We start from the raw sequence: 12,205 nt of genomic DNA, 5'->3' as shown, positions 1-12,205 counted from the left end.
AACCGTTCGCTATTTTTTTTGCCATCAATTTGTCGCCAATGTTCAACACGCCCTAAGAAAGGTACGATATCTGTTAGGCCGACTGCGTCTTCTTCTGAGTTGGTAAAGCCAGTGACTTTTTTGTCTTTGACCAAATATTCGCCATCGACTTTGACATTTTTAAGCGCACCTGGTGCGTGACAAACAAAGGCAACAGGCTTATCTTGTTTGACAAAAGTCTCAATCAAACTGATAGAGTTTTCATCTACGGCTAAATCCCATAATGGGCCATGACCACCAGGATAAAATACCGAGTCAAAATCCTCTGCTTTTACGTCCGCAAGCTTTTTGGTGCTGGCCAGATGTTCTTGAGCTTTAGTATCACCCTTAAAACGTGTGGTATCTTTGGTTTGTGCATCTTCAGTATCGCTACTAGGGTCGAGCGGCGGCTGGCCACCAGCAGGTGACGCTAATGTGACGTTAGCACCTGCATCGATAAATGCGTAGTAAGGCGCGGCAAATTCTTCTAGCCAAAACCCTGTTTTTTTACCAGTATCGCCTAAACGGTCGTGTGAGGTTAGTACCATTAAAATATTCATTGTTATCCTTATTTGTTATTCATTCACATTGAAAGTTAATTTTTATAGATAAATAGAAAGCCAAAACGTAGATGCTGTATATAAACAGATGCTTTACATAAATAAGCCATCTTAAAGCAGCAAGTGATGAATACTAAATGATGACTGTTATAACTGCATCTAGATAACTGCATCTAAATAACTGCATCTAAATAACTGCATCTAAATAACAGTATCTAGGTTTCAGACTTAATATTCAGTTATCAAAATAAGTAGTTATGTTGTTAAGTGGTGATGGCCTAACGCAAATTACTTAACGTCAGCAACTTTAACAACAGTTTTACCAAAGTTTTTGCCTTCTAGCATATCAAAGAATGCTTGCGGCGCTTGTGCCAAGCCATCTGTTTGATGTTCTTTGGTTTTGATGTCACCTGACTCCACCCATTGACCCATGGTTTTTAAGAACTCAGGATAATGATCGCCATATTCTTCAAAAATAATGAAGCCTTTAACCGTCAGGCGATTGGCCAGTATTTGACCCATTAGCATGCCCAAACGGTCTTTGCCATCAGGTAAGTCGGTTGCGTTGTACTGTGACACTAGGCCGCACACAGGAATGCGTGCATGTGCGTTTAGTAATGGCAGTACGGCATCGAAGACTTTACCGCCAACGTTTTCGTAATAAATATCAATGCCATCTGGACAAGCTGCTTTTAGTTGTTCGGCGAAGTCATCCGCTTTGTGATCGATACAAACATCAAAGCCAAGCTCATTGACTGCAAAATCACATTTTTCTTTGCCGCCTGCCACACCTACGGCACGTACGCCAAGTTTTTTGCCCACTTGTCCGACAGTCGCACCAACAGGGCCAGTCGCTGCGGCCACCACTAGGGTTTCGCCTTTTTGTGGCTTACCGATGTCAGTTAAGCCCATGTACCCGGTAAATCCTGGCATACCTAGTACACCTAGACCATAAGAAGGGTGTGGCATGTTTTTATCAAGCTTTAGAACGCCTTCGCCATCACTGACGCTATAGTCCTGCCAGCCAGAACCTGATACCACCAAGTCGCCTTCGACAAAGCCATCCACATTAGACGTGACCACTTGGGCGACTGTACCACCAGTCATGACGTCGCCGACTTGTAATGGATCGGTATAGCTTTTGGCATCGCTCATACGTCCACGCATATAGGGATCGAGTGATAGATAAACGGTACGTAGAAGCATTTGCTTGTTGTTAGGAGTCGGAATCTCCGTAGTTTTTAGCTCAAAAGTATCACTGGTTGGTGCGCCATGAGGACGGCTGGCTAGCGTGATTTGGCGGTTAATTTCTTGGTTCTGATTATTATCAAAGCTCATTTTATTATCCTTTTTAATTATTGGTTTTAGCGTTTTTATTTAAATCGAATTATTTTAGATTGTGGTTTTGGTTCTGATTACGATATAGCAACTACTCATTGCTGAGTAGCTACTATGAATAGCACAACTATATGTATTTGTTCTTACTGAGCTGTTATTTATTAAGATGCTTTGCTAGTAACGGCGCGTTGCAAGATATGGCGTGATACCTCTAAATCGTTAGCGCCATGTTCGCCCAGTTTTACCATGTTATGAGCTTCGAGCTGCTTGATAATTGGATCAATGGCTGATTCAGTCAAGTCAGCGTCTTTTAAGCTGACTGGCAAGCCCAAGTCGCGGAAGAAGTTTTCCGTGTAAACAATGGCGGTTTCAATAATGGTGTCATCATCTTGATCGGTGTCAGTGATATTCCATACATTACGAGCATATTGGAGCAGCTTTTCTTTTTTGCTTTCTTTTAACTCACGCATAACTGATGGCAATAAGATGGTTAAGGTGCGAGCATGGTCAATCGCATGCAATGACGTTAATTCGTGACCGACCATGTGTGTTGTCCAATCTTGTGGCACACCAGTACCGATTAGACCATTAAGTGCCATGGTCGCTGTCCACATGATGTTTTTGCGGGTTTCTAAATTGTTTGGATCCTGCTTAACCACTAAGCCTTCTTCGATAAGGATTTTCAGCAAACTTTCAGCAAATGCGTCTTGCACCTTTGCATTAACAGGATAGGTTAGGTATTGCTCAATCACGTGGACGAAAGCATCGGCTACGCCGTTCATGACCTGACGCTCAGGTAAAGTTAGCGTCTTAGCAGGATCTAAAATTGAGAATTTAGGAAAGGCAAGTGCATTATTAAAAGGGAGTTTTGCTTGACGTTCGCTATAGTTGATCACACCGCCCGAGTTCATTTCAGAACCAGTTGCTGGGATAGTTAATACTGCACCCAAGTCAATCGAAGAGTCGATATCTTTACAGTAGCCAGTCAATGCATTCCACGCTTGTTCACGTGAGACAGTACCGTCTTCTTCAGCAAGTGACGATACCAATGCAACAAATTTACTGCCATCAATCACTGAACCGCCGCCAACAGGAAGCAGAAAATCAATATTGTGCTCATTGACCATATCTGCCGCTTTTAGCAATGTAGTGAACTCTGGGTTGGCTTCAATACCGCCGAATTCGAATACGGTACGATTGCCGTTTGCTGCCAATGCTTCTTTAACTTCATCCAATGTACCAGTGCGTTGTGCTGAGCCGCCACCATAAGTAATAAGGACGCGGGCGTCAGTAGGCACTAAGTCTGATAATTGTTTGATTTGTTCTTCGCCGAAAACGATACGTACTGGATTGTAATATTGAAAGTTATTCATGATATTCCTAAGTTTGTTAAATATTGATTGGATGCCGAATTAAAAAATTATTTATTAGTGAGTTCGTTTCTCACATTTGCGTGCATTGTAAATATAATTAGACCGGTCGTCTAGTAATTTTTACAAAACTCTCTCATAACTTTATTATTAAGTAGGGGTTCAATAATTATAAGGGCTGTGTAATATTTTTGGTGTTGGTGTTGGTGTTGGTGTTGGTGTTGGTGTTGGTGTTGGTGTTGGTGTTGGTGTTGGTGTTGGTGTTGGTGTTGATCATCAATGTGCTTTTCAAGACACCAATGTTTCCTCTAACATGTGAATGCTAAAGTAGGAGTAGACATTTAGAAATGGCGAGTATGTGCCTAGAGCGCTAACGTCCTAGCTGTGATGTGGTCATTTGCCATACTTCAGCAAGTGGGGTATTGGTTTGGCTAATTTTGGCAATTAAGCTGGCACCAAGCCAAGAAAAATACCACCGCTTCGCTATGCTTTCAGCAGCAATATTATCAGGCTGTGGCACAGAGCCATCTACCCAACCAGCTTTGATTTGGTCACCAAGCCAGTTAATAGTTTGTTGATAGCCTGCGTTTAGCGCGATGCGCATAGGCTCTGACATATCAGCCACTTCAGCGCTGAGCTTAACCACCAAGCATTTTTCGTGGTCGCAGCCATTCTGCTGAGTGTCATACCAATTTTGAAAATAGTTATATAGCTTTTGCTGTGCATTAATATTCTGCGCGCCGATGATGTCTAGTCGTGTCTTATATAGGCTAAAATAATGATGAATGATTGCTTCACCAAACGCTTCTTTAGACGCAAAGTAATGGTAAAAAGAGCCTTTAGGCACACCCGCTGTATCTAATATCTGCTTAAGACCAACGGCAGTAAAGCCTTTGTGTGCGATAAGTTGATAACCAGTTTCGAGCAAGTGGACTCTAGTGTCTGATGTAGCGATAGGTGCTTTTGTGATAGTAGACATAGAAATGATGTTCTCCTTGGAACTTCATAATAATAGAGTTATTAATTTTATTTGGGTGTCATATTGAGGACGTATTTTAATAGTATTTATAAATGTGCGTTACGTTTTATCAACAATATTTACGAGCAAAGCAGTCTTGTTTTATTAGTTGCTATGTTAGCATTAGACCAGTCGTCTATCAAGTTGCGTTTTAGGCCAGCTAGTCATTAGATTCCTTATCAGTTAAGCAGTTAGTTAAGTAGTCAGGATGATAAGGAGTATAACAATGAATAGTGCCTAACAGTGAGTTTAGATGTGCTGTTTATAAGAGGCTTTCTATGAACGAATTTCTCTAAGTAAGTGTTTTGTTCAATATTTTGATAATAACTTTAAAATCAATACTAAAACTAAATGTCAAACATAACAAAGTAAAAATAAGGATAATTATGTCAGCTAATGATACCAAAACCAGTGCTTACAGCGATTTTCATCTTCAATACATCGCAGGCACGTGGCAAAAGGGCAAAGACGAGAGCGTCAATACCAATACAAACCCATATAACGGTGATTCGCTTGTAGAGATTCAACAAGCAACAGAGGCACAATTAAATGAAGCCTACGATGCAGCGACCACAGCCCAAATAGAATGGGCCAAGCAAACACCAGCGGATCGAGCAGCGGTACTCTACAACGTTGTAAATATACTAGATCAGCGTCAAGACGAGATTATCGACTGGCTAATTAAAGAATCGGGCAGTACTCGTGTCAAGGCAATGGTAGAGCTCAGCACTGCACGCGCCATTACGCTAGAGGCAGCCACTTTTCCTAACCGTGTGCATGGTGAAATTCGTCCATCCAACACCCCAGGTAAAGAAAACTTTATTTACCGAGAACCTATCGGGGTGGTTGCCGTTATTAGTCCGTGGAATTTTCCGCTACATTTGACTCAACGCTCTATTGCGCCTGCATTAGCACTTGGTAATGCCGTGGTGCTAAAACCTGCTAGCGATACGCCTGTGACAGGTGGTTTGCTACTTGCGAAAGTATTTGAAGAAGCAGGTCTACCAAAAGGTTTGCTCAATGTGGTCGTTGGCTCTGGTAGTGAGATAGGTGATGCAATCGTTGAACACAAAGCGCCAAGTTTAGTATCGTTTACTGGGTCGACCTCAGTTGGCAAGCACATCGGCGAGCTGGCCAATGGCGGCGATTATATCAAAAAAGTCGCCCTTGAGTTGGGTGGTAATAGTCCATTTGTTGTGTTGAAAGATGCTGATATCGATCAAGCGGTAAAAGCAGCAGCCTTTGGCAAGTTCTTACACCAAGGTCAGATTTGTATTGCGATCAACCGTATCATTGTCGAAGATGCACTATACGACGAGTTTGTGACGCGCTTCGTTGACCATGTCAAAACCCTACAAGTGGGTGATCCAAACAAAGCAGAAACAGCCGTTGGCCCAATTATCAATGAAAAACAAGTCAAGTCGCTAAAAGACAAAATCGCCAAAGCACAAGAAGAAGGTGCCAATATGATTCTGAGTGGCGAGATAGAGGGTCAGGTCGTGCCGCCGCATATTTTCACTGAGGTGACACGTGAGATGGATTTGTCACGTAACGAAGTATTTGGCCCGTTGGTCGGTATCATTCGTGCCAAAGACGAAGATGATGCGTTGTCCATCGCCAATGACTCTATGTACGGCTTATCAAGTGCGGTATTTACGCAAGATTTGACTAAAGGTTTACGCTTTGCACGTGGTATCAAAGCTGGCATGACACATATTAATGATATCTCGGTGAACGATGAAAGTAATACGCCATTTGGTGGTGAGAAAAACTCAGGTATCGGACGCTTTAATGGCGAATGGGTATTAGAAGAATTCACCAGACTGCACTGGATTTCTGTACAAAATGAGCCACGTGAGTATCTATTCTAAAAGTGCCACTTTATAATTACTGTAAACTGATATGTGAATCATAAAAAAGACCGCTATATAGCGGTCTTTTTTATGGATGAGATATAAATAATGACTATCTGAATTAAATACCCTCCAGATAAGCCTTTTTATTTATTATGGTGAAAACCAAGTAAGCCTTCAATCTCTTCAACCGTTATGCGTCTGACAAGTGCTTGCTCTTCTACTGACAAGCGATTGGTATGTTCTTTTATCATGGTGTATATACTGCGAGAGATTTCGGCTGTCGTGGCGTAATACATTTGAGGCTGCTCTTTGGTCAGTCTCATTAAAAACTTATTGATAATTTTACGCTTTTCGTCCGGTGCGTTTTCTTCAGTCATATTATTCTCCTAGGGAACAATCATTTCATCAGGTAGCTCATATCAGTTATTTAACACGCTTTATACTGTATGCCGTATTTTAAACCATTATAGTTTGGGCTAAGCGATTAAATGATGTATTTAAGTATATGAGAGCCAAAATGGAAACTAAAATATGTTAAATCAGCAATCAGATATTTTACCAAACAAGCTAGTAGATAAAAAAGCAGTATTGGTATTGTTTCATAACGATTTGCGTGTCGATGATAACGCGACTGTGAGCAAAGCGGCGACATTGGCTAAAAAAGATGATGGGTCACTACTGTGTGTTTATGCTGACTCGTTGGCGCGTAGCATTGAAGCTTCTAATGTCAGCCAAACCAACGAGAGTCAAGCATATCAATTCGATGAGATGGGTGCTGCACGCGCGCAGTTTTTGGCAGAGAGCTTGGCTGATTTAGATGAGTCACTACAACGTCTTGGCAACAGCTTGCTTTATCTAACATCACGCCAGCCATCGCAACCGAACGGTGAGTCGACAACGAGCACCTTTGCTCAATTGTGCCAGCTGATAGAGCGTCAGCACGTTACAGATATTTGCGTCAGCGACACGGCAGACTATGCGCAAAACCAAATCTATGCGCTTTTACAAGAAAAACATCCAAAAATAACATGGCACAGCCAATCGACAAACACATTGTTTGCTACGTTACCGACAGAATACTTACCCAAGAGCTTCACCCAGTTTCGCAAAAAAGTAGAAGCAACGCATCATTTATTGACTGCTGCAGATGATGTGGTTTTGAGCAGCGCGCCATCGTCATTGCCAGCATTACCTGACAACCTACTCAATGAAGCGGAGGATAACACTCTGTTCTTCAAAAACTATCAGTTTGAACAGCAGTTATCTGAGTTTAAAGGCGGGGCAGCGAGTGCGTTAACCCATGTTAATGACTATTTTGGGTCTGACGCACCCAGTACTTACAAAACCACCCGCAATGCTCTTGACGATTGGACAAGCTCTACCAAGTTTTCGGCTTGGCTGGCGAACGGGTCGTTATCGGTCAATGTATTGCTCAACCGCTTGCGTGAATATGAGCGAGACACTGTCGCCAATGACTCAACATATTGGATTTGGTTTGAGCTACTGTGGCGTGAGTATTTTTACTGGTATGCGCTGACCCATCAGCAGCGGCTATTTTGGTTTAAAGGCATTGCCCAGCAGCCACCAACGACCAGTTTTGATAGGACACGCTTAGAACAATGGAAAACCTGCACCACGTCATATCCTATTGTTAATGCGTGTATGAAGCAGTTGCTGCAAACTGGCTACATGTCTAACCGTGGGCGACAAATCGTGGCCAGCTGCTTCATTCATGAATTGGGACTAGACTGGCGTTATGGCGCGACGCACTTTGAGCAACATCTGATTGATTATGATGTGGCGAGTAACTGGGGGAATTGGCAGTACCTGGCAGGGGTAGGTGCTGACCCAAGAGGATGTCGTCAGTTTAATTTGGCCAAACAAACCCAGCAATATGATCCGAGTGGTAGCTTTATTCATAAATGGCAAGGTGATAATACCGATGATTATGTACTAAGCTAACCTTAGCGTTGCTGATAAATTTTTAAAGATTTTTATATTGTCTTGTTCGCTCAGTACGCTCTGAATGTTTAAAAAATAAGAAGCTACCATCTTGGTGGCTTTTTTAACACCTGCTGTTTGAGATGCGGCTGCTAGCTAAGAATATTGCATAATTTATAACATTCATTTAAAATGAATGTTATAAATTATTTTATTAACACCCATCAATATATTTATAAGAAGACAGCCATGCAAGCTATCAATTTGCCCAGTAAACCGCCAAGCGCACCGCATCCTATTCTTAATTTGGGTTTTCGCTTATTTTTTAGTGCAGGGGCCATATTTGCTATTGTCACAATGGCACTATGGGCATTTGTATTTACCGGTCATACGGATATTAACGCCCAGGTATTGAATCCATTGTATTGGCATGGTCATGAAATGATCTATGGCTATGCACTAGCGATTGTAGCGGGGTTTTTATTGACAGCGGTAAAGACTTGGACAGGCGTAATGATGCCTCATGGCTATAAATTGCTCGGTATTTTTGCTTGTTGGTTATTGGCACGCTTGGGTTGGTTGCTATTTGGGTTGGGTATTGATGTTGGATTTGGGTCAGGCGCTGGATTACTATATGTAGCGGCAGCGTTTGATTTGTTATTTATGGGCTTGATGGCTTTTGTAATATGTCGAGCAGTCTGGCAGGTGAAGCAATATAAGCAGATGGGTATTTTGGCAAAGCTGATACTATTAACCTTAGGTAACGGTTTATGCTATTGGGGTGTCATTAATGCAGATATGAATGTGACCAAGATAGGTATTTATCTTGGGTTTTACTTAGTTATTGGTTTAGTGTTGACTATTGGTCGGCGAGTTGTGCCTTTCTTTATTGAACGAGGTCTTAGTACGACTGATGATAAAGGCGTTGTACAAACCGTCACATTGTATAATAGTAAAATACAAGATGTCGCCAGTTTATTATTGTTTTTAGCATTTTTTATCGTTGATTTATTTTATCCTAATCCGTACTTTTTGACTGTGACAGCGCTCGGCGTGGCAAGCGTGAATATCGTCCGTTTGATAGGATGGTATCACCACGGCATCTGGAAAAAACCATTACTGTGGTCGTTATATGTCGCGTTTTTGGGAATGTGCTTAAGCTTTATTTTGTACGCACTGCAACCTTGGTTAGGTTATTCCCATAGTGTGGCGGTACATGGGCTTGCGATTGCGGGTATTGGTATGATGACCGTGGCGATGATGACGCGGGTCTCACTTGGGCATACTGGGCGTAGTATTCATCAACCGCCCAACCTAGTCAATCTGATGTATGCGTTTATGGTATTGGTGTTTATCAGTCGGGTATTGTTACCATTGGCGGATATGAGCCACTATCTATTATGGGTTATGATTGCCCAAGGTGCGTGGATTGCCTGTTTTGTGTTATTTTGCATCAGCTATTTGCCAATGCTGGCACGCCCTAGACCTGATGGGTTGTTTGGTTGAACAGCTAGTGTTTAAGCAGAGAGTGGTTAATAAGAAGATTAGAATTGGAGTGTTCGTAAATGAGATTGACCAACTATAGTGACTATGCGCTACGCTCACTGATTTATTTGGCTGTGAGACCAGATCCGTCACTGTTAGCCAATATCAGCGATATTGCTGATAGCTATGGCATCTCTAAAAGTCATTTGACTAAAATCATACACCAGTTAGGGCAGCTGGGATATATAGAGAGTATCCGTGGTAAAAATGGTGGTATACGGCTGGCACGCTCACCTAATGATATTAATTTAGGTGCGTTGATTAAACAAATAGAGCCTGATTTTGATTTGGTAGAGTGTTTTGCTGTACCAGTGAACAAGGATAAAGATCCTCAGTCAAAAGGTCTACCAGTCGCCTTTATCGAGGAAGAGGCAGACAAACCGATAGGCTGCGTGATTACGCCAGTATGCCAACTCAAGAGTGTCTTTTCTGAAGCGTTAACGGCTTTTATAAAGGTTCTTGAACGCTATACACTAGCAGATATTATCAATAATGAAGATGAGCTGGCGGCTTTACTATCATAAATGCTTGGTGCTTTATACTGTCCTAAAGTCCTAAAGTCCTAAAGTTCTAAAGTTATAGCTAAACTTGGTCAATGAGGTTGGTTAATCGGTATTGGCACAAAATTCACATTCTAATAAACTATTTAACGCCAATAAATTTTGTTGTGCTGTTGCATCTCCTTGACTTGCTGCTTTTTTGTACCAAAAGAGCGCTTTATTATTGTCGATAGCAACGCCTTCGCCTTGTTGGTACATCCATCCGAGGTTGTTTTGTGCTGATGCAAATTCTTGCTCGGCGGCTTTTTGAAAAAAACTCATTGCTTTGTCATAATCTTGGACAACACTGCGTCCATCACGGTACATGACGCCAAGATTATATTGAGCTTCTACATATCCTTGATCCGCCGCTTTTTTATACCATTTAAGTGCTAGTTCATGGTTTTTGGTCACATCGATACCGTCGCTATATAGTTTGCCAAGAACAAACTGTGCTTTAGCAAACCCTTGATTCGCTGATTTTTTAGCTAACGAAAGGGCTTTGGTAAAATCTTTTGGCAAAGCCTTACCTTCGGAGTAGACAACGGCTAAGTGGTATTGAGCGGCAGCATTTTCTTGTTCAACTGCTTTTTTATACCAAGCAAGTGCTTTGACGTAATCTTGTTCGAGGCCTGTACCTGTGTAGTACATAGAGGCAAGGCTGTCTTGGGCTTTTGCATAGTTTTGCTTGGCTGATTCTGTGTACCATTCAGCTGCTTTACTATCATTTTGACAGACAATCTCTCCATCCTGAAACATAGCAGCTAATTCATACTGGGCTTTTTTATCACCTGCGTTTGCGGCATGTTGAGTGCTTGCGAATTCTGCGTTTGGTATATAGCTATCTTTACAGAGCCCTTTTTTTTCACGATTTAGATGAATTAGATTGTTACGCGCCAAGGCACTGCCTTGAGCGATGGCTTTTTGAAACCATTCGCTGGCTTTATCATAGTTCTGAGGTACGCCTTTTCCTTCATAATAAGCCCAACCAAGGTTGTTTTGTCCCATAGCTTCTCCCTGTTCAGCTGATTTTTGATACCATACAAGGGCTTTATCATAGTTCTGAGGTACGCCTTTTCCTTCATAGTAAGCCCAACCAAGATTGCTTTGGGCCAGTCCATAGCCTTGCTCAGCGGATTTTTGATACCATGCAAAAGACTTGGTATAGTCTTGTGTGACACCCCGACCATGAAAGTACATTGAGGCAAGGTTGTTTTGAGCTTTAGCTTGACCTTGCTTAGCTGCTTTTTCATACCATTCGATAGCTTTGGCATAATTTTGAGGGGTGCCAATACCGTTTTCATACATAGTAGCGAGTTGGGTTTGAGCATTTTTATGCCCTGTCAGTGCTACAGTATAAATATCTTTAAATAATGAAATGGGGTCACTAGCATTGCTAGGATCACCAAATATAACAATGTCTTCGCCATTTAGCATGTCAAGGTTTTGCTGCGCTAAGGTATGACCTTGGTCGGCAGATTTTTGAAACCATTGTATGGCTTGCTTACGGTCCTTCTCAGTGCCAACACCTTTAAGGTACATCAAGCCAACAGTGTTTTGGGCGTCAGCATGACCTTTATAAGCCGCTTTTTCTAACCATTCATAGGCCTTGCTATAATCTTGCTCAATATTTTTGTTCTCACCAGTATAGTAGAGTGTTCCAAGGTTATACTCATCTGTACCATTTATCTGTTGCGTTGAACTTTGGTTGCTTATCAAATCTGTATCGCAGGCACTGAGTATCAAACAAGAAGCTAAGCTTAAGATAAGCGCTTTATAAGTAATTATCTGTTTTAGCGTTGGCAATTTTTTATCCTTTGGACGTAAAGGTGTTTTTATTTTTGAGTACTACTATCAAGTTAATAATCAACTTAGGTTGGTATTTTAGCTAGTATGTTGTATGTTTAAAAGTATAAATACCCCACTCTCAACTTCGAAAGTGATTGAAAAAAGAAGAGCACCTCACTAATCTATTGTTTTCGACCAAGAATACAATGGAGTTGTGAGATGCCCATAGACG

General features: G+C 41.7%; 10 protein-coding genes. 4 read left to right on the top strand and 6 right to left on the bottom strand.

Going from position 1 to position 12,205, the window contains the following annotated elements; genetic code table 11:
* From EI164_RS10640 to EI164_RS10625, 4 genes are all read right to left on the bottom strand, one after another.
* Nucleotides 1-578: type 1 glutamine amidotransferase domain-containing protein (locus EI164_RS10640; RefSeq protein WP_192519941.1), on the bottom strand; the 578-nt coding region annotated here is incomplete at its 3' end.
* A 288-nt stretch (nucleotides 579-866) separates the two neighbouring features.
* The gene (locus EI164_RS10635) at nucleotides 867-1,916 is read right to left on the bottom strand and encodes an NADP-dependent oxidoreductase (RefSeq protein ID WP_192519940.1); all 1,050 of its coding nucleotides are present in this window, start codon (nucleotides 1,914-1,916) and stop codon (nucleotides 867-869) included.
* A gap of 161 nt (nucleotides 1,917-2,077) precedes the next feature.
* Nucleotides 2,078-3,289, bottom strand: coding sequence for an iron-containing alcohol dehydrogenase (locus EI164_RS10630; RefSeq protein ID WP_192519939.1), 1,212 nt, complete (start codon nucleotides 3,287-3,289; stop codon nucleotides 2,078-2,080).
* 367 nt (nucleotides 3,290-3,656) lie between these two features.
* Nucleotides 3,657-4,265 (bottom strand): TetR/AcrR family transcriptional regulator, encoded by a 609-nt coding sequence (locus EI164_RS10625; RefSeq protein WP_192519938.1) that lies wholly within the window; start codon nucleotides 4,263-4,265, stop codon nucleotides 3,657-3,659.
* Nucleotides 4,266-4,690: 425 nt separating this feature from the next.
* On the opposite strand from EI164_RS10625, the gene EI164_RS10620 reads away from it, so the two are divergent.
* A complete protein-coding gene (locus EI164_RS10620; protein WP_192519937.1) occupies nucleotides 4,691-6,175 on the top strand; it encodes an aldehyde dehydrogenase family protein in 1,485 nt (494 codons plus the stop codon).
* A 128-nt stretch (nucleotides 6,176-6,303) separates the two neighbouring features.
* Here EI164_RS10620 and EI164_RS10615 read toward each other — a convergent pair whose 3' ends face one another.
* The gene (locus EI164_RS10615; RefSeq protein ID WP_192519936.1) at nucleotides 6,304-6,537 is read right to left on the bottom strand and encodes a hypothetical protein; all 234 of its coding nucleotides are present in this window, start codon (nucleotides 6,535-6,537) and stop codon (nucleotides 6,304-6,306) included.
* 154 nt (nucleotides 6,538-6,691) lie between these two features.
* On the opposite strand from EI164_RS10615, the gene EI164_RS10610 reads away from it, so the two are divergent.
* The 3 genes from EI164_RS10610 to EI164_RS10600 all read left to right on the top strand — a co-directional run bounded on the left by EI164_RS10610 (nucleotide 6,692) and on the right by EI164_RS10600 (nucleotide 10,170).
* On the top strand, nucleotides 6,692-8,122 hold the full coding sequence (locus tag EI164_RS10610; protein WP_192519935.1) for a DASH family cryptochrome: 1,431 nt from the start codon (nucleotides 6,692-6,694) through the stop codon (nucleotides 8,120-8,122).
* Nucleotides 8,123-8,350: 228 nt separating this feature from the next.
* Nucleotides 8,351-9,607, top strand: a complete 1,257-nt coding sequence (locus EI164_RS10605) for an NnrS family protein (protein WP_192519934.1) — start codon at nucleotides 8,351-8,353, stop codon at nucleotides 9,605-9,607.
* Nucleotides 9,608-9,666: 59 nt separating this feature from the next.
* The gene (locus EI164_RS10600) at nucleotides 9,667-10,170 is read left to right on the top strand and encodes an Rrf2 family transcriptional regulator (RefSeq protein WP_192519933.1); all 504 of its coding nucleotides are present in this window, start codon (nucleotides 9,667-9,669) and stop codon (nucleotides 10,168-10,170) included.
* A gap of 81 nt (nucleotides 10,171-10,251) precedes the next feature.
* Here the strand turns inward: EI164_RS10600 and EI164_RS10595 are convergent, their stop codons facing one another.
* On the bottom strand, nucleotides 10,252-11,991 hold the full coding sequence (locus EI164_RS10595; RefSeq protein ID WP_192519932.1) for a tetratricopeptide repeat protein: 1,740 nt from the start codon (nucleotides 11,989-11,991) through the stop codon (nucleotides 10,252-10,254).
* Between the last annotated feature and the right edge of the window lie 214 nt (nucleotides 11,992-12,205).

This window comes from Psychrobacter sp. FME13, from assembly GCF_014861395.1.
Taxonomy (GTDB): domain Bacteria; phylum Pseudomonadota; class Gammaproteobacteria; order Pseudomonadales; family Moraxellaceae; genus Psychrobacter.
The sequence above is the reverse complement of the archived record's forward strand: the minus strand, read 5'-3'. Positions and strand labels throughout refer to the sequence as shown.

Excerpts from the sequence above, each read along its gene's own strand:
- EI164_RS10610 (WP_192519935.1), top strand. The coding sequence starts at position 6,692 with ATGTTAAATCAGCAATCAGATATTTTACCAAACAAGCTAGTAGATAAA.
- EI164_RS10620 (WP_192519937.1), top strand. The coding sequence starts at position 4,691 with ATGTCAGCTAATGATACCAAAACCAGTGCTTACAGCGATTTTCATCTT.
- EI164_RS10625 (WP_192519938.1), bottom strand. The coding sequence starts at position 4,265 with ATGTCTACTATCACAAAAGCACCTATCGCTACATCAGACACTAGAGTC.
- EI164_RS10615 (WP_192519936.1), bottom strand. The coding sequence starts at position 6,537 with ATGACTGAAGAAAACGCACCGGACGAAAAGCGTAAAATTATCAATAAG.
- EI164_RS10600 (WP_192519933.1), top strand. The coding sequence starts at position 9,667 with ATGAGATTGACCAACTATAGTGACTATGCGCTACGCTCACTGATTTAT.
- EI164_RS10605 (WP_192519934.1), top strand. The coding sequence starts at position 8,351 with ATGCAAGCTATCAATTTGCCCAGTAAACCGCCAAGCGCACCGCATCCT.
- EI164_RS10630 (WP_192519939.1), bottom strand. The coding sequence starts at position 3,289 with ATGAATAACTTTCAATATTACAATCCAGTACGTATCGTTTTCGGCGAA.
- EI164_RS10635 (WP_192519940.1), bottom strand. The coding sequence starts at position 1,916 with ATGAGCTTTGATAATAATCAGAACCAAGAAATTAACCGCCAAATCACG.